The organism is Pseudomaricurvus alkylphenolicus (assembly GCF_011683955.1).
GTDB classification, from domain to species: domain Bacteria; phylum Pseudomonadota; class Gammaproteobacteria; order Pseudomonadales; family Cellvibrionaceae; genus Pseudomaricurvus; species Pseudomaricurvus alkylphenolicus.
On record NZ_JAAQPI010000017.1, the window covers coordinates 36,578 to 54,174 of the forward strand.

The 17,597-nt window shown below is 55.9% G+C and carries 13 protein-coding genes and 1 tRNA gene; 6 read left to right on the plus strand and 8 right to left on the minus strand.

Features of this window, described 5'->3' with window-relative positions:
• Positions 1-12: 12 nt before the first annotated feature.
• The 5 genes from HBA55_RS30260 to HBA55_RS30280 form a co-directional block, all read right to left on the minus strand.
• A complete protein-coding gene (locus HBA55_RS30260; RefSeq protein WP_166999242.1) occupies positions 13-1,149 on the minus strand; it encodes a hypothetical protein in 1,137 nt (378 codons plus the stop codon).
• 68 nt (positions 1,150-1,217) lie between these two features.
• Positions 1,218-1,955 (minus strand): ABC transporter ATP-binding protein, encoded by a 738-nt coding sequence (locus HBA55_RS30265; RefSeq protein ID WP_166999244.1) that lies wholly within the window; start codon positions 1,953-1,955, stop codon positions 1,218-1,220.
• Positions 1,956-1,964: 9 nt separating this feature from the next.
• Positions 1,965-3,185, minus strand: coding sequence for an ABC transporter permease (locus tag HBA55_RS30270; RefSeq protein ID WP_166999246.1), 1,221 nt, complete (start codon positions 3,183-3,185; stop codon positions 1,965-1,967).
• A gap of 15 nt (positions 3,186-3,200) precedes the next feature.
• Positions 3,201-4,457, minus strand: coding sequence for an ABC transporter permease (locus tag HBA55_RS30275; protein ID WP_166999248.1), 1,257 nt, complete (start codon positions 4,455-4,457; stop codon positions 3,201-3,203).
• Between the two features lie 14 nt (positions 4,458-4,471).
• Positions 4,472-5,263: an outer membrane lipoprotein-sorting protein gene (locus HBA55_RS30280; RefSeq protein ID WP_240946373.1), complete on the minus strand. Its 792-nt coding sequence runs from the start codon at positions 5,261-5,263 to the stop codon at positions 4,472-4,474.
• Between the two features lie 76 nt (positions 5,264-5,339).
• On the opposite strand from HBA55_RS30280, the gene HBA55_RS30285 reads away from it, so the two are divergent.
• Entirely contained in the window at positions 5,340-6,140 is an 801-nt protein-coding gene (locus HBA55_RS30285; RefSeq protein WP_166999250.1) for an amidohydrolase, read from the plus strand.
• Between the two features lie 40 nt (positions 6,141-6,180).
• On the opposite strand, the gene HBA55_RS30290 is transcribed toward HBA55_RS30285, so the two are convergent.
• The 3 genes from HBA55_RS30290 to HBA55_RS30300 are packed head-to-tail and all read right to left on the minus strand — an operon-like array spanning position 6,181 to position 11,281.
• Positions 6,181-8,625: an EAL domain-containing protein gene (locus tag HBA55_RS30290; protein ID WP_166999252.1), complete on the minus strand. Its 2,445-nt coding sequence runs from the start codon at positions 8,623-8,625 to the stop codon at positions 6,181-6,183.
• Positions 8,622-9,197, minus strand: a complete 576-nt coding sequence (locus HBA55_RS30295; RefSeq protein WP_166999254.1) for a YfiR family protein — start codon at positions 9,195-9,197, stop codon at positions 8,622-8,624. The genes HBA55_RS30290 and HBA55_RS30295 overlap by 4 nt, the downstream gene beginning before the upstream one ends.
• Entirely contained in the window at positions 9,197-11,281 is a 2,085-nt protein-coding gene (locus tag HBA55_RS30300) for a TonB-dependent receptor plug domain-containing protein (RefSeq protein ID WP_166999256.1), read from the minus strand. Before HBA55_RS30300 ends, HBA55_RS30295 begins: the two co-directional genes overlap by 1 nt.
• A 212-nt stretch (positions 11,282-11,493) precedes the next feature.
• Between HBA55_RS30300 and HBA55_RS30305 the strand changes: the two genes are divergently transcribed.
• The 5 genes from HBA55_RS30305 (at position 11,494) to secF (ending at position 17,000) form a co-directional block, all read left to right on the plus strand.
• Positions 11,494-11,570: transfer RNA gene (locus HBA55_RS30305), tRNA-Met, on the plus strand.
• Between the two features lie 277 nt (positions 11,571-11,847).
• Entirely contained in the window at positions 11,848-12,918 is a 1,071-nt protein-coding gene (gene queA, locus HBA55_RS30310; RefSeq protein ID WP_166999258.1) for a tRNA preQ1(34) S-adenosylmethionine ribosyltransferase-isomerase QueA, read from the plus strand.
• Between the two features lie 16 nt (positions 12,919-12,934).
• A complete protein-coding gene (gene tgt, locus HBA55_RS30315) occupies positions 12,935-14,047 on the plus strand; it encodes a tRNA guanosine(34) transglycosylase Tgt (RefSeq protein ID WP_166999489.1) in 1,113 nt (370 codons plus the stop codon).
• 136 nt (positions 14,048-14,183) lie between these two features.
• The gene (secD, locus tag HBA55_RS30320) at positions 14,184-16,055 is read left to right on the plus strand and encodes a protein translocase subunit SecD (protein ID WP_206020047.1); all 1,872 of its coding nucleotides are present in this window, start codon (positions 14,184-14,186) and stop codon (positions 16,053-16,055) included.
• A 24-nt stretch (positions 16,056-16,079) separates the two neighbouring features.
• Positions 16,080-17,000, plus strand: a complete 921-nt coding sequence (gene secF, locus HBA55_RS30325; protein WP_166999260.1) for a protein translocase subunit SecF — start codon at positions 16,080-16,082, stop codon at positions 16,998-17,000.
• Positions 17,001-17,597 lie beyond the last annotated feature (597 nt).

Genomic DNA, 17,597 nt, shown 5'->3' on the forward strand with positions numbered 1-17,597 from the left:
GTGTTGGCCGCGTTAAAAATACCAGGCCAGTTGTGCCGTGGCGGTGAGTTCGTGTTGCCGCCACATCCGCGGTGCCGTTTGGTAGCCGCCGTACTCGCTGCCGGTCGGCCCCATAGGCAAGCTAATGGATAATAACAGTTGCAGATTTTGGGAAAGATCGTGTTGACTGGTGACTTGCAGCAGTGCCGATTGATCGCCGAGGTTGTTCAGCAGTGTCGGTGTTAGCAGCCACAGTGGGGTGATCTCGATAGTGGCAGACAGCGCCAGATAGTTACGCCCGAGGGTGAATAATTCCCCCCGCTGCAGACGCTCCACCAGCGCGGGCGACAGATCCGAGTCCTGATAGCGCTCACCGGTTTGACCGATCCCGTTGTAATAATATTCCGCCAGCGCACTGACGTTGTGACCCTGCCAAATCCAGGAGTAAGCGAGATTGGTCACCAGGCTCCAGCGCCAATCGCCCTCCACGTGCGTGGCGCTGATGTCTCCACGCCACAATGCTTCCCCCAAGGGAGTGGTAAACCCCGCTCCCACCAGTTCATCGTTGTAGTGGCGGGCGAGCAACAGGTCGTATTCCCTTTCGCCGGCAAAACCGTGGTATTTCAGTGCTACAGACTCACTCTGGAATACCCACACCGCCTGCAGGTCGTCGCCGTTTTCGCGCAAATATTGCCCGTAGGCCATATCGTCACCGTTCTTATATTCTTTGTCGACAGTGGTGGGGGCAAAGGGATTAAACACGTCCAGGGGATGGTACACCAGGCCATTACCCCAGCTGATGGCCTGGCGGCCGAGGCGCATTACACGCTGGTCATCACTGTATCCGAGGTAGGCGCGATCGAGTTTTTGCAGTGCGCGGTGGTCTTCGCTGTCGTCCAGAATATGCGTCAGGTCCCACCGACGTTGTTGATCGTCATCGACCTCACCGCGGCGTTGCAAGTGGTCGCCATGTTGGCTTTGCAGTTGATAATCGAGCCGCCAGTCCCAGTGTTCACCGGAATCGCCGACAAACGCTCTGAGACTGGCGATATGGTCTGTGAGGTGAGGTTGCAAGTGCAAGGCGTCAACGCTGTCATCGGCAAATCGCGTGTGCTGGATTCGATATTTGATGTGACCACCGGCTTCCATCGCCGCAGTATTCTGAGTCACCAGAAACCCGCCTATACAACAAAAGCACAGAAGCCACCGGCTTGATGCCACGCCGCCAAGACAAGGCATCAAAGCGCCTGTTCCTGAGGCGCAACACCCTCGGATTGCAGTGCTATTTTTCCCGGTTGGGTTTCGTCGCTGACGATGCGCCCATCCTGCATGCGAATCAGGCGGCGACAGTAACTCATGACCCGTTGGTCGTGAGTGGCAATGACAAAAGTAATGCCCCGTTTTTGATTGAGCTGTTGAAATAAATCCATTAACTGCGAGGCGCTGTTGGAATCCAGGTTGGCGGTGGGTTCGTCTGCCAACACCAACACGGGGTTGCTGACAATGGCGCGGGCGACCGCCACCCGCTGCTGCTGACCGCCGGAAAGTTGAGCGGGCCTTCTTTGCTCCAAACCGGCCAATCCCACTTCCGCCAGAATCGTATCCGACCGCTGGCGCCGTTCCGCCTTGTCGATGCCCTGTAACTGCATCACAAACTCGACGTTTTCCCGCGCGCTCAATACCGGCACCAGATTAAAGGCCTGGAAAACAAAGCCTATTTTCTGCAGGCGCAGATGAGCCAATTGCTTTTTCGACAATTGATCAATACGTTGATCGCCAATGGTGATTTCACCCTGGTCGGGTGTATCCAAACCTCCCAGCGCGTTCAGTAAGGTCGTCTTGCCAGAACCGGAGGGCCCGGACAGACACACAAATTCGCCGGGCTCGATGCTCAGGTCGACGTGATCGAGCCCTTTGATCAGGCTGCCGCCCTGCTCGAATGTCTTGCACAACTGTTGACAGAGAATGGAAGTCATTGGCGTGTCTCAAGTGTGATTCATGGTGGTGATCGGGTCGAGTCGCGATGCTTGCCAGGCGGGCAGGGCGCAGGCAACAATGCCCAACACCAGCACTACCCCATTGGCTCGAATCACATCGAGCGTATGGAGTGCCGGTTTTAAAACACTGCCGGCGCCCATCAATGCCATGCCCTCGGCGACGCCGGAAATATCCAGGCCGTCCTTTATGCTGTGCAGGCTAAGCAGCACCAGTGCATTGCCGACGAGCAGTCCAATCAGCAGCAACATCATGGCTTCCAGCAGAATCTGCACGCAGATGCTGGCGGGTGTCATACCCAGCGCTTGCATCAGTCCGATTTCGCGGGTGCGCTCGAAGATGGCCATGACCAGGGTATTGACCAGTCCGAACGACAGGGCAAGAAAAATAACAACAATAAATACCATGGAAAAGCCGTCAAAGGTTTCCACTGATGTCCCCAAAAACCGGTCCAGTTCGTACCAGGGCAGCACTTCCAAATGGGGTGCCGACTGCGCCAACCGTTCAACCGTCGGTTGCAACAAGCGTTGTTCCTCAGTCAGTATCACCAGCTCGCTGATTTTTTGATCCATACGCAGCATTTTCTGGAGAGTGGCACGGCCGGCGTAAACCTGATTCTCCTCTGTGGCTGACAGCTCTGATTCAAATATGCCCACCACCCGAAAGCCGCGGTCGACGACGTTGTTGTCCGGATCCTGGCTCATCAACACCACGCGCTTGCCCAGTCGGGTTTCCAATCGCTCCGCCAGTTTTGCTCCCATAATCAAGCCGCGATCTGACTCGGTCTCCAGCGAGCGGCCGTCTTTCAGCAGGTTGCCATCCAGAGGCAGTGGTTCAGCGGGGTCGACACCAATCAGGTTAACGCCTCGACTGGCCCGTTCACTGGCGATGACTGCGGGCACACGAACGCGCGCGCTCCAACTCTTAATGTCCGCCTGGTTGAGTTGCTCAAGCAGTTCATCACCGGGGGGGGCGAAGCGATTGACAATACTGGGGTCGGCCCGGTATTCGGGGTGATGCAACTGAATATGACCGGGCAGATTATTGACCCCCTGGGTGATCATGTCGGCCATCATGCCACGCAACATTGCGGTCATAAAAATCATGGCCCAGACGCCGAGTGCAATGGCACTGGTCATGATCAGGGTGCGTCGGTAATTGCGCCAGAGGTTACGCCATGCAAGAGTGGAAAGTGTTTGCAGCTGTTTCATAGTGGCTGGCTCATCTCAGGCCGCTCGCATTGCCGCGACCGGTTCCAGGCGCTGCAATCGCAATGCCGGATAAAGGCTTGCCAACAGACTGCCCACCAGAATCACTGCAGGGCCCAGGGTCAAGGGTAACATCGACAGCTCCGGATAGATCCGCGCCGGCATGTTAAAGCGGCTGTGCATCTCTTCCATACCTGGAAAACTGATGCCCACCTGGCTGATGGCATAGACGATGATGGCCCCCAGCAGCACGCCCAGTGCAAATCCCAATGACGCCATTAACAAGGTTTCCAGCATCACCAGGCGACCCAGCTGGCCGGGGCTGATCCCGAGTGCGGAGAGAATACCGAATTCCCGCGTACGCTCCAGCACCGACATCAGCTGGGTATTGAGCACGCTAAAGGCCACCAGCAAGGTGAGAATACTGTACAGAAACAGGGAGCTGGCGATATCGGATTGAATCGCCTGGCGCACGCCAGGCAGCAATTCATCCCAGTGTCGCGGCTGCCACACAGGTGCGAAAGATTGCTTAACATGGCTTGCTCGCCATTGCCGCAGCCGCTCCTGCAGCGCATCCGCATTGGCAGCGGAACTGCCCTGAATGACAATGCTGTGAACCTGTTGCTCCATGGTGAACAGTGTCTGGAAGTCGTCCAGCGGAATCTGAGCCATGGCGCGATCAATGTCACTGACGCCAGAGTCAAAAATACCTGTCACAATGGCAATGCCGGCGGCGAAGGAGCCGTCGCGGCCACTGCCCAATAACGTCAGCTCATCACCCAGCTCGACCTTGAGATTGTCCGCGATCTTGCGACCAATCACAATTTCAATGGTTTCTGTAGGTGCGGAGGGCAGGTATTTGCCGGACTTCACCAGCCCCGGCAGGCTGGAAACCATGGGTTCACGACCGGGCTCAACCCCCACCACCTGAATGCCAAAAGAACGTTCCTCGCTGGATACCAGAGCGAATCCCATACCGCGGCTGGCCAGAGCCCAGTTCTCGCCAAGTTCTTGTTGCAATTGCGTTTGCAGTTTGGCGGCGTCATCAATGCTGTAGTGGAGTTTGGGCGAATCGAGATACTTTGGGTGCTGTATTTGCAGGTGACCTGTAAACAGTTTGAGTGAATTTTCGATCATCAGGCCATAGGTGCCAAACTGAAGCGCAATCGAGAAAATCAGTAATACATTGCAAAACACCATGGCACTGACGGTTAGCCAGGTGCGGCGGCGATGCCTCCAGAGATTGCGCCATGCCAGGGTCAGGGTAATGTTCATGGCGGCGGACCGGCCTAGCGTTGGCGCGGGTTGCGCAGGTTGGAGAGGGTAAACAGGTTGTTGCCCAGCTCCACATCAAAGTCGATGTCGCGGATCAGCATTTCTGTCCATTCATCGGGGTAATCGCGTTTTTGCATGCGCATACGTGTGGCTACGGGGCGCCCGTCCAGTTCGCGAATTTCCAGGGTGGTCATGGTCTTCACCAGCTCGCCGTCCTGGTCCCAGAACTGTTCTTCCAGCATAACGTAATCGTCACGAATCAGCAGGACTTCTTTGCCCCAGACTACAGCGGCCTCCTCGTGGGGGATGGCGGTGATGACATAGACCTTGTGGCCATCTCGTTCCTCCACGGCGGTCAGCTGATGCTCGTACTGGTCGAGAATATCGGTGGATTTGCTGATGTCCTTGTTGGAGAAATCAGACCCCATCCAGCTTTGGTTCATCATGGAAGAGGGGATCTTGATGATGCGGTTGATCTTGGGGGAGTAGGTCCACATCTGCTGGTCATTAAGCAGTGTGCCGTTGCCGGCGTCTTTCTTCGGCTCCAGCACCCGTACCAGAGATAACTTCTCGCCCCGGGTCCAGGATTGCATGGTCATGGTGCGCCGCCAGTCCGGGCGCTTGATGATCATACTCATGGTGGCCTGCGAGGTCTGGCCGCGCCAATGGTCCATGGCGGCCTGCAGCAGCGCACGTGCATCGAGCGGCGTCTGTGTCGCGTAGGTGTGTGGTGTCAGCGCCACCAGCGCCAGCAGGCAGATCCGCCCCATCAACGCCGCGAATGCTGGTAACCTCGGTATGCCCATAGTATCTTCCCTGTCTGAGTTGAATCGATTATGCCCCCTGTATCAGGGGTCGACAATCCCCGCGGAGGAATAGGTTGTGCCAGATCAAAATCTCACCGTAAGCATCGTGCAGCAGAGCCTGGCCTGGCAGGCACCGCAGGAAAATCGCGGGCGCTTCGAGCAATGGTTACAGCCCTGGCAGGGGAAGACCGATCTGGTGGTATTGCCCGAGATGTTCACCGCCGGTTTCAGCATGGACGCCCGCAAGGTGGCCGAACCGCCCGCAGGGGAGACCCTGCAGTGGATGTCCGGTCTGGCCGCCGAACTGGGTGCCGTGGTGACGGGCAGCTATGCGGTGGCCACGGACGAAGGTCCGGTAAACCGACTGATCTGGATGCGGCCTGACGGCACCTACCAACACTACGACAAACGCCATCTGTTTCGGATGGCCGGTGAACACAAGAAGTATCGCGCGGGTTCTGAGCGGATAGTCGTGGAGCTGAACGGTTGGAAGGTATGCCCTATGGTGTGCTATGACCTGCGTTTTCCGGTCTGGTGCCGTAATCGCAGCACTGAACTGGGGCTGGACTACGATCTACTGCTGTTTGTGGCCAACTGGCCGGCCAAGCGCTCCTATCACTGGAGCCAGTTACTGCGCGCCAGAGCGATTGAAAACCTTGCCTGCGTCGTGGGGGTGAATCGGATTGGTGAAGACGGCAATGGACATCTCTACAGCGGCGACAGCGCCATTATCGATGTTCGCGGTCAGGCATTGGCAGATCCCGGTTCAGAGGCCGGTGTCTTTACTGTGACCTTGGAGGCCGACGAGCTGAACAGCTATCGAGAGAGCTTTCCGGCCTGGCTCGATAGTGACGACTTTGAGCTACTTGAAGACTGAAGTACGCGGCTCGGGAAGCTTGTTGTTGGACAGACGCCAGCTACGCGGTTTCCTGCTGTAGAACGGAATCCAGCAATCCCTGATGTTGCTCCAACAGTTGCTCTATGGGCATGGGGCGACCCAGCATATACCCCTGCAGGTAACGGCAGCCCTGGTCCACTAAAAACTGCTTCTGCAGGTGCGTTTCGATGCCCTCGGCAATCACTTCAAGCCCAAGTTTGTGCGCCATGGCAATAATCGCAGAGGCGATCTCTGTGGCACTGTGGTCGTTGGGAATATCAATAATAAAGGATCGATCAATCTTGATGGCGTGAATAGGGAATTGCTTAAGGTAAGATAGCGAAGAGTAGCCCGTGCCAAAGTCGTCGATGCTCAGGCGGCAGCCCAATTCCTTGATCGCCTGCATGGTTTTGATGGCGCTGTTAACATCATCGATTACAACAGATTCAGTGATTTCGAATTCGATCATGGATGGCGGAATCGAATAGTCCTTCAGCGCCGATTCGATTTCCTGTAGCAGCTTTTGGGAATAGAACTGGCGCGCGGACAGATTGATCGCCACGCCTTGAATGCCGGCTCGCTGCAGCTCATCCATGTGTTTGTCCATTAACTGACACGCGGTTCGCAGTACCCAACTGCTGAGCGGAATAATCAGGCCGGTTTCTTCCGCCACAGGAATAAACCGGGCGGGAGAAATAAAACCCTCTTCCTCGTCGTACCAACGCAATAGCGCTTCGCACCAAAAGAAGCTCTGTCGCTGGGCATCATACTGAGGCTGCAGGTGCAGAGTCAGAGACTCCTGTGCAATGGCTTTACGCAGCTTGCCTTCCAGGCGCAACTTGTCCTTGACTTCAATATCCAACTGCTCGGAAAAGTAAGAAGCCTGGTTGCGACCGTTGGATTTTGCGTTATAGAGCGCTATGTCTGCGTTGCGCAACAGGTCTTCAGCGCTACTGGCATCTTCCGGGTAGCGGGCAATACCCAATGAGGCGCCAATTTCAATCAGCTGTTCGGAAATTTCCAGCGGCTCGCGAATAGATTCCATAATCCGCTGGGCCGCCTGATCGATACGGGTCACCGGATGGGGGTTGTTGAGCAGGATGGTAAATTCATCGCCGCCCATGCGAGACACCACGTCTTCTTTGAAGACCACATCGCGCAGGCGTTCGCTGATGCGTACCAGAAGCTGGTCACCGGCATCGTGGCCGAGAGAATCATTCACACGTTTGAAGTTGTCCAGATCAAGCATGATCACGGCCAGTGGCGAGCGGGTTTTTTCTGAGGCCGCCAACTGAAAATCCAGGTGATCGCGGAAGAAACGACGGTTGGGCAATTGTGTCAGTGGGTCATAGAATGCCAGCTTTTCAAGTTCCAGCTGGGCCATCTTCAGTTCCGAGACATCCAGCACCGAACCGATGTATCCGTCGATCAGCGGTTGCTCTTTTTCGCTGCTTTCCAGATTCAGTGGTGCCACATATTCCATCAGCACCTGCTGCTCCTTGTCGCCGGGCGAGCTGTAGTGATACTCCACCACTTCGGTGCGTTGCATTTGCAGCACGCTTTGCAGCACCGTGTTGTAGATGTCCCGCTCCGCTTGAGGAATATTGTTCAGGTATTCGTCAAAATTCATGTCCAGGGACTGCCCGGTAATCTGTCCCCAGCGTTCGTTGGCGTAGATCAGACGCTGTTCGCGATCGCGGAAATAAATACCAATGGGGGCGTGGGCGGCGAGGGTACGGAAGCGTTTCTCCGACGCCGACAGCGCCTGGTTGTCCAGTGCGAGGTTGTCCAGCATTTGGTTAAACACACTCACCAGATCACCGATTTCATCGTTATTGAGGCGCGGGGCGCGCAGCGGGGAATAGCTGTTTTGGGAAATCTGGCGGGCGGTATCGTAGAGGGCGTCCAGCGGCTTAAGTGTTTTTGACAGCATGCGATTGGCCAGCCAATAGGCCAAAATGCCCGCCAGCACAAACGCCGCCAGAATCACAATCACCAGGGCATTTCTCGCTCCCATCAATCGTTCAAGGCTGGCCCGCAGCGACAGGAACCCCATATGCTCGTCGCCATCGCGTACCTGTAGATAGAGCTCAACGCCGTTGTCTGAGAACTGTGCCTCGCGCGCGTGGGTGTAGGGGGCTTGTTCGGCGCAGGTGGCGGATTGTCCGATATCAAGCCGCTGGTACTGGCTGAACAACTGGCCACTGGCGTCGTACAGGCAGATACTCTCGATAGTGGGTTCGTATTGGGCGGAGGCCAGGTTGGTGGCGGCGGCCTGAGGGTCGTTGAAGACCAGCGCTGCGATGGATCGGTTGCCGATAATATCAGCAGTCGCATTGAGGTTGCTGACCATCTGATTGCGCAGCTGCTGTTGTTCAAACAACAGGGTGCTGACACCCATCAACAATAGGGCGATCGACAGGGCAATGATCAGGATGCGTACCAGCTGGCCGCGAAACGAACGGCGTTTTTGCAGTTCCGTCACTGGCGCGCTCCTTCAACCTTGGCGGCCAGTTCCAGCAGCGAGGAGCTGAAGGTGATGCCGCTGGAGTTGGCCTGTTTCAAGTCCACTTCGAAGCCGATGCGATTCTGACGCCGCACCAGAGTGATGGCAGCCTCGTGGTGGGCGCTTTTGCAGCCGTCGCAGATGGTCAGAGCGGTTTTCAGAAAGTCTTCGCTGCCGGTCGGTCGGGCGTCTGGCCCGTAGATGACCACGTGGCAGGGATTGGCAGCGTTCTGTTGATCTGCGCTCAGATCATTGACGGTGGCGGACTTACCTTTGACCTGAACTTTTTTTACGGCTTGCTTGAGAGGATGTGCGGACTCGGGCTCTCCCATCGTGCACAGAGAGATGTCCGGCTGGCGGTCGACTGCCTGGCTCCAGCCGGTATAGCGCAGAATGCCCAATACCACCGCCGCACGCAGGCTGGCTTCGTCGGTATGGCGGTCAGTGGCATTACCCGGGGTGGGGGCGAGCGAGGCTGTCAGCGTTGCCACCAGCAACGCTGCAATTGCGCCTATTCGAGAGCCTGGTCCCTGTGGCACTGTGGTAAACATTACCCACCCCAGTCAAAACGAAGGCCCAAGATAACACTGCGCCCTCGTGCTGGTAAACCATCGTCGATTCCCGTCTGGGGCGACCAGGTGTTGTAGTGTTTGTCGAACAGGTTGTTCACGTCCACTGTGATGGCCAGATGCGCTTGTAACTGGTAGCGCAAAGCCAGGTTCCAGTGCCAGTAGGGGTCCAGGAATGTAGCTGGAGTGGTGGCATCGGCGGGTCGGGAGAGGACCTCGTGGTGGAAGAAGCCGCTGAGGTTGGCATTCCAGGCTCCCCGCTGGTAGTTGCCTACCAGAAATGCCGTGGTTTCGGCGGTCTGCTCGTTATCCAGTGGCGTAAAAAGATGGCTGACACCGGCTTTGAACAACCAGGCGTTGGCGGGGGTAATGGTGACTTCGAGCTCGGCTCCATTGGTGCTGTCGTCTCCGGTGTTTTGTGGTTGCGTCGCGGTAATGCCGGTAACGACATCTTCCACCACCACCTGCCGAATTATGTCCCGGTATTGATTCCGGTAAAGCGTTACGCTGGTATTCACCCGGGACCACTGCCGGGCCCAGCTCAGCTCAAAGGTGTCGACGGTTTCGGGATCCAGATCAGGGTTGGAAATGCCGCCAGAGGCGATGCCTGCTCTGGTTTCAAGAAATGAGGGGGCGCGGAATGCTCCGCCGTAGAGCAGCTTCCAGGTGTCAGAGCGGTTGGGTTGCCACACCAGGCCACCTCGAAGGCTGGTGTGGGAGCCAAAGTCATCATAGTGGTCGTGGCGCAGGCCGGATACCAGCTGCCAGTTCTCGTTTATACGCCATTCGTCCTGCAGATAGAGCCCCCAATTGTCCCGCTCCTGTGCGGTCAGCAGGTCGGCGCGCATACCACCCAAATAAAACCCCTCCTGTATGGGGTTGCTGGAGGGGGCTGGTTCGAGGCGACCGGTAGTGCGCAACAGCTCGATATCGATACTGGACTGAAAAGGGTTGAGCCCGACGGATTCTTCGCGCGCCTCTAATCCCAGCAGCAGCTGGTGGTCTTCTCCCACCGGCCAGAGGACATCAAGACCGATCCGATCATGCTCCACGGTTCTCACATTGCCACCCAGCATCAGCTGGGTGGAACCGTTGGTCCAGTACAGGCCCGAGGCCTGGTCAATGGGCGGCTCCGGACTTTCGGGGAATAAGCCCAGCAATGAATCCTGGTCGCCCTCTGAAGTTTCCGCATGCCAGTGAAGGGTGGCAGCACCCCACTGATGTTCATAAGAGAGTCTCAGGCTGCGGTTTTCCACCTTAAAGCGCTGGTCTCCGTTAGCCATGGCTCCGACAACAATAAAATCTTCATAGCGTCGTTTACTTTGACGGTAGTTAAGGTCGAATCCCCGGCCTCGCAGGCGCACCTGCCAGTCCTCAAGTCGTTTGCTGTCGCTGGTGGGCTCAAATGTGCCAAAAAAAGAATAGAATGCGTCGTAGTCCTCGCCGTCGTCGCGGTAATAATCGGCAGACAGGTCAAGTTGCCAATCATCGCCCAGAGGCAGGGTAGTCTGTAATCTGACTTCTCGGGCCCCAAAATCGCCACCACCCAGCTCAACTTCATTGACGTCGGTATCGCTGATGATATTGATTACACCGGAAAAGGCATTGGCGCCATAGAGGGCAGAGCCCGGGCCCCGGATGATCTCCACCTGGGCGACATTGTGCAGTGAAATCTCCGGGCTCTGATTGAATGTGCCTCCCGCAACCGGATCGTTGATGCGTATGCCGTCGATCAGCACCAATACGTCCCGCGCCGCCCCCTGATTGCGCCGCCCGCGAAAACTGGCAGGATAACCGCGTCCGCCTTCATCCGTTCTGGAAGTCTGCACGCCGGGCACAAAGTTGAGCAGCTGTTCAAGGCTATTAATTCCCATCGCCAGTATTTCTTCGCGGGTGTAAACCGTTACGCTGGAGGGTGAGACCTGAAGAGGACGATCGCTGTGAGTGGCGGCCTGCACCTTGATGGTCAGCAACTCTTGCAGCGATAGGCTGTAGAAATCTGTCATGTCATCGGCGTTGGCAGCGAGACACACGCTGGTGAGGGCATAAGGCAGGCAACGATGCATCAATTAACCTTAAAAAGCGAAGCAGTAATCCGATGCCCAACCGGGATCGGTGATTACAGATCATTATAGCGTCTGCGCTGACATCTCAATAATACGTTACTGCGCGGGTTTTGGATGTATGAAGATTTAATGACAAAAATGCCTTGACCTGCCGCGGGAAATCTCTAGAATGCGCCACCTCGATTGAGCGAGAGCGGCAGTCGAAACACTGATGCGGGGTGGAGCAGTTTGGTAGCTCGTCGGGCTCATAACCCGAAGGCCGTTGGTTCAAATCCAGCCCCCGCTACCACATTCTGAAACCCGAAGTCTGGTTCTCAAGAGAGCCGGCTTCGGGTTTTGTCGTTTAGGGCCTCTACCCAGGGGGTTGGGTTTGAACCAACGGCTTATAAAAGAGCCGGGTTCAGTGATTGCATTGTAATCTCCAGCAAGTCGCGAAGCCCCCCGCAAGCATTGACTTTCCTGGCCTCCGAACGGCTTTTCCTATACTCTTGCCACCCTTGAATTACTGCCCCAGGAGGCATTCCCGGAGACCCATGAACCGGTCCGGGACACAGATAGAGACCCCTATGCGTCGCCAGGACTTTTATTACGATCTCCCCGATGAATTGATTGCCCGCCAACCGGCCAAAGAGCGCCGTGGCAGCCGCTTGCTGCGGTTGGATGGTGACACCGGTGCCATTCAGCACGGCCAGTTCCCGGACTTGCTCAATTGGTTGCAGCCCGGAGATCTGATGGTGTTCAACAATACCCGGGTTATCCCGGCTCGGGTGTTTGGTCACAAGGGAAGCGGCGGCAAGGTTGAGGTGCTGGTGGAGCGGGTGCTGGATAGTCACCGGGTGCTGGCACATACCAAGGCCAGCAAGGCGCCTCGGGTGGGTACCGATATTGTTCTTCAGGACGGCACCCCACTGATTGTCATCAATCGTCACGATGCCCTGTTTGAGCTGGCGTTTCCCAAGGATCAGCCGGTATTGGAGGTGCTGGAGCGTATTGGCCATATGCCGCTCCCTCCGTACATCGATCGCGAAGATGCCGCCGAGGACCGGGAGCGCTACCAGACGGTTTACAGCGATTCGAGCAAGGCAGGTGCGGTAGCGGCTCCCACTGCCGGCTTGCACTTCGACGAAGAACTGTTGGAGCAGCTGCGGGCCAAAGGGGTGGACACCGCGTTTGTCACTCTGCACGTGGGTGCGGGCACCTTCCAGCCGGTGCGTGTGGATAATATCCATGAGCATCAGATGCACAGCGAAATCATGGAGCTGGATGCACAGGTCTGTGACCAGGTGCGCCGGGCCAAGGAAAATGGCGGTCGGGTTATTGCGGTGGGCACCACCAGTGTTCGCTGTCTGGAGACCGCGGCTCAGGGAGGCGAACTCAAGCCCTATCAGGGCGAAACCAATATCTTTATTTACCCCAGTTACCAGTATCAGGTGGTGGACGCATTGGTTACCAATTTCCATCTCCCGGAATCGACGCTGTTGATGCTGGTGTCGGCCTTTGCCGGTTATCGCCACACGATGGCGGCGTACGATGAAGCGGTGGCAGAGGCTTATCGCTTTTTCAGCTACGGCGATGCCATGTTTATCACCCGTAACCCCAATGCGACTACCGAGGAAATCAATCGTGAGCGACGTTAGCGACCGCCAATGCTTTATGGAATTTGAGCTCGACGGCAGCTCCGGAAAGGCCCGTCGCGGGCGCTTGAAATTCCCCCGTGGGGTGGTGGAAACCCCGGCATTTATGCCGGTGGGTACCTATGGCACCGTCAAAGGCATGTTGCCAAGGGATATCGAGGAAATCGGTGCCCACATTATTCTGGGCAACACCTTTCACTTGATGTTGCGCCCCGGTACTGAGGTGGTCAAACAGCATGGAGATCTGCACGATTTTATGCAGTGGCAGGGTCCAATTCTGACCGATTCAGGCGGTTTCCAGGTCTTCAGTTTGGGCAAGATGCGGAAGATTACTGAAGAGGGCGTGACCTTCCAGTCGCCCATCAACGGCAGCAAAGTGGAGCTCAACCCGGAAATCGCCATGCAAGTGCAGCGGGATCTGGGTTCCGATATTGTGATGATCTTTGATGAGTGCACTCCTTACCCCACCACTGAAAAGGAAGCGCGTGATTCCATGGAGCTGTCCCTGCGCTGGGCCAAACGCAGCAAGGACGCCCACGGCGATAGCCCTTCGGCACTGTTTGGCATTATTCAGGGGGGTATGTACGAATCCCTGCGGGACGAATCCATGCAAGGTCTGGTGGATATCGACTTCGATGGCTACGCCATCGGTGGCCTCTCCGTAGGCGAGCCCAAGGAAGATATGATGCGGGTATTGGACCATCTGGCTCATCGCATGCCTGAGGATAAACCCCGTTACCTGATGGGTGTCGGCAAACCGGCGGATATCGTAGAGGCGGTACGCCGTGGCGTGGACATGTTCGACTGTGTTATGCCCACCCGCAATGCCCGCAATGGTCATCTGTTTACCAGCGAAGGCGTGATCAAGATCCGCAATGCCAAGCATCGTCACGACACCAATCCGCTGGATGCTGACTGTGATTGCCACACCTGCACAAATTTTAGCCGCAGCTATCTCCATCACTTGGACAAATGTGGTGAAATTCTGGGCGCGCAGTTGAATACGATCCACAATCTGCGTTACTACCAGAATCTGATGTCCGGCCTGCGCGAAGCGCTGTCCAGCGACAGTCTGGACGAGTTTCTACAGTCGTTTTACGACAAACAGGGGCTGGAAGTACCCCCTTTGTAACAATAGTGCCTATAATGCGGCACCTTAAGCGGGCGGTGGCTATTGTAAATAGCCCTGTTCGCCCATACCTCTAAACGGTACGGAAACTTCCAACAACAAGAATGCAAGGGCGCACCGCGCCAACCTGGATGCTCGAATGCTGAATCGCTACCCCCTCTGGAAAAATCTGCTGGTACTGTTTATCGCCGCGCTGGGTATGGTCTATGCGGCCCCCAATCTTTACGCCCCCGATCCCGCGGTACAGATCTCCGGCCAATCCGGTGCCACCGTTATTGATGAACGCACGCTGTCGATGGCCACCAAGGCTCTCGACAACGCCGGTATTGACTATTTTGGAGAGCAGGCTGACGGCAAGAGCGCGCTCCTGCGTCTGTTTGATGCCGAGCAGCAGCTGGCCGCCAAACAGGCTCTGCAGCAGGCGTTGGGTTATAACTACGTGGTGGCGCTCAACCTGGCGCCGACCACGCCGGAATGGCTGCGCAACTTTGGCGCGGAGCCTATGAAGCTGGGGCTGGATCTGGCCGGTGGTGTGCACTTCCTGCTGGAGGTTGATACCAAATCCGCTGTGGCCAAGCGTCTGGAATCCAACGCCCAGGAGATCAAATCCAAATTGCGTAAAGCCAAGATTCGCTACTTGTCAGTGAATTTGGGTGATGACAATGTGGTTACTGCGGTGTTTAAGACGGCTGAACTGCGCGATTCGGCGAGTGCGGAGGTGCGCTCCGAGTACCCTGATCTGCAGCGCCAGAGTGTCGATGAAGGTGATCGTTTCCTGCTCACTCTGAGTATGTCAGAGCAATCTGTCCGGGAGATTGAGGACTACGCGGTCAGCCAGAACCTGACCACGCTGCGCAACCGGGTGAATGAGCTGGGTGTGTCTGAGCCTATCGTTCAGCGCCAGGGGCGCAACCGGGTGGTGGTGGAACTGCCGGGCGTGCAAGACACTGCAGAAGCCAAGCGTATTATTGGTAAGACGGCCAACCTGGAGTTCCGTCTGGAGGCCAAGCCCTCTGAACTGGTGACCCGCAAGGAATCCTTTGAATTTCGCAATGAGCTGGATCAGCGCCGCTGGGGCAATGCCGATCTGGAGAAAAAGCTGATTATCTCTGGTGATCATGTCGCCAACGCACAGTCGAGCTTTGACAGTCAGACCAGTCAGCCGCAGGTGAATATTACCCTGGACAGCTCCGGCGGCGCCAAGATGCACCGCTCGACCCGCAACAACGTAGGGCGTCGCATGGGGGTCCTGTTTATTGAGTACAAGACCCGTACGGACTACGAAGTGGATGAGCAAGGTGAACAGCAGGCCATTCACACTCAGATCGTGGAAAAGAAGGTTATCAGTCTAGCGACTATTCAGAGCGCGCTGGGCGTGCAGTTCCGGATTACCGGTCTGGATAATACCGCCGAGGCTTCGGAGCTGGCGCTGTTACTGCGTGCCGGTGCGCTTGCGGCGCCGATGTATTTTGTTGAGGAACGGACTATCGGGCCGTCTCTGGGGGCGGAAAATATCGCCGTAGGGGTCAAGTCGGTTCAGATCGGTTTGGGCCTGGTGCTGGTATTTATGCTGTTTTATTACCGCGTATTCGGTATCGCTGCCAACATTGCCTTGGCGCTGAATATGGTGTTGCTGATCGCTTGCATGTCGATTCTTGGGGCCACCTTAACGCTGCCCGGTATCGCCGGTATCGTGTTGACGGTGGGTATGGCGGTGGATGCCAATGTGTTGATCTTCTCACGGGTTCGAGAAGAACTGGCCAATGGACTGCCCCCGCAGTCGGCCATTAATTCCGGCTTTGATCGCGCTTTTACGACGATTTTGGATGCCAACCTGACGACGCTGATAGTAGCGGTCATTCTTTACGCCATTGGTTCCGGGCCGGTCCAGGGTTTTGCTGTGACCTTGTCGATCGGTATCCTGACATCGATGTTTACCGCAATTGTGGGTACCCGTGCATTGGTGAACTGGATGTACGGCGGTCGCAATGTTCAAAAATTGTGGATTTGATGCAACAGCAGCTGGGAATTAGATATGTCTGACCTGAAGATTATTAATTTTATGGGGCAGCGCAAGATTGCGGCGGCCCTGTCCGTCCTGCTGCTGTTGGGTTCGATCGTTTCGTTGACGATGAACGGTTTGCAGTTTGGTTTGGATTTTACCGGTGGTACTCAGATTGAGGTGGGATACGAGCAGCCGGCAAACCTGGAGCAGGTGCGCTCGCAGTTGCAAGCGGCGGGATTTGAGTCTGCGGTGGTGGTGCACTTCGGTGCCGAAACGGATGTGTTGATTCGTTTGCAGCGGGGTTTCGAAGCCGGGCTGGGTGATGAGATTCTGGCGGCTTTGCAGCGCGACAGCGGGCACACCGTTGATCTGCGTCGTATTGAGTTTGTCGGTCCGCAGGTGGGCGAGGAGTTGCGTGACGATGGCGGCATCGGCATGTTGTTCGCGCTGGTGGTGGTGATGGTGTATGTGGCCATGCGCTTTCAGTTTAAGTTTTCTGTGGGTGCTGTGGCGGCTCTGATTCACGATGTGTTGCTGGTACTGGGCGTGTTTTCGGTGCTGAAGCTGGATTTTGACCTGACGGTGCTGGCGGCGGTATTGGCGGTGATCGGTTATTCGTTGAACGATACCATTGTGGTGTCGGACCGTATTCGTGAGAATTTCCGTAAGTTGCGTACTGAGACGCCGCTTGAGGTGATTAATTTTTCTCTGTCGCAGACATTGGGCCGTACGTTGATTACGTCTTTGACGACGATTTTGGTGTTGTTGGCGTTGTTCTTTTTCGGCGGTGAGATGATTCATGGTTTTGCCACGGCGTTGTTGATTGGTGTTCTGGTGGGTACCTATTCTTCGATTTATGTGGCCAGTAATGTGTTGCTGACTATGAATATCAGTAAGGAAGATTTGATGTTGCCCGTTAAGGAAGGGGCTGAGGTTGATGATGTACCCTGACGGTTTCTAATGTTTAATGGGGAGCCTTTTTGGTGTCTCAGCCGGTGCCATTTTTGCGAGGCTTCTGGTTAGGTGCCAAAACGGGCGGCCGGGTGTTCACTTGAGGAGCGCGCGGTCGGCCCTCCAGGCTACCTTCAGTCACCATTGAGCCAAGCAAAAAACGCTTGTCTCAATAGCTCCTTCAGCGACCGCTTAAATGCTCCTCAAGCGCTCTTGTTTGCAGGGTCAGCCGGCCACCCTTGACGCCGAGGTATTCCATATTGGGTGCCTGATTGTTGTTGGATTTCTATTTTTTATTCTTTTTGCTCCGTTCTGGAGCGGCCTGAGTTGATCCGTTTGTTTGTCCTTCTGCGAAGTTTCTGGTTTTGCATGATTGTTGTGCAAAGTTGGAGGCTCTGCGCTCGACCATGGTGCGGGCGTCTTGTTTCGTCATTTTATTGATTTGTAGGCTGTTGATTAAGAAGGGTTTGATCGGCTGAAAGGATCAATTTATCAGATTCCGAATCGGTGCAAAATTTCCCCTTATTTTTGGCGGTTGAACCGGAATGGGGCGATTTGTTGAGAGAAGGCCTCTGATTCACGGTTTTTTTCTGGCAC

Excerpts from the sequence above, each read along its gene's own strand:
- HBA55_RS30270 (WP_166999246.1), bottom strand. The coding sequence starts at position 3,185 with ATGAAACAGCTGCAAACACTTTCCACTCTTGCATGGCGTAACCTCTGG.
- HBA55_RS30280 (WP_240946373.1), bottom strand. The coding sequence starts at position 5,263 with ATGGGCATACCGAGGTTACCAGCATTCGCGGCGTTGATGGGGCGGATC.
- HBA55_RS30295 (WP_166999254.1), bottom strand. The coding sequence starts at position 9,197 with ATGTTTACCACAGTGCCACAGGGACCAGGCTCTCGAATAGGCGCAATT.
- queA (WP_166999258.1), top strand. The coding sequence starts at position 11,848 with ATGCGTCGCCAGGACTTTTATTACGATCTCCCCGATGAATTGATTGCC.
- secF (WP_166999260.1), top strand. The coding sequence starts at position 16,080 with ATGTCTGACCTGAAGATTATTAATTTTATGGGGCAGCGCAAGATTGCG.
- HBA55_RS30265 (WP_166999244.1), bottom strand. The coding sequence starts at position 1,955 with ATGACTTCCATTCTCTGTCAACAGTTGTGCAAGACATTCGAGCAGGGC.
- HBA55_RS30300 (WP_166999256.1), bottom strand. The coding sequence starts at position 11,281 with ATGCATCGTTGCCTGCCTTATGCCCTCACCAGCGTGTGTCTCGCTGCC.
- HBA55_RS30275 (WP_166999248.1), bottom strand. The coding sequence starts at position 4,457 with ATGAACATTACCCTGACCCTGGCATGGCGCAATCTCTGGAGGCATCGC.
- tgt (WP_166999489.1), top strand. The coding sequence starts at position 12,935 with ATGGAATTTGAGCTCGACGGCAGCTCCGGAAAGGCCCGTCGCGGGCGC.
- secD (WP_206020047.1), top strand. The coding sequence starts at position 14,184 with ATGCTGAATCGCTACCCCCTCTGGAAAAATCTGCTGGTACTGTTTATC.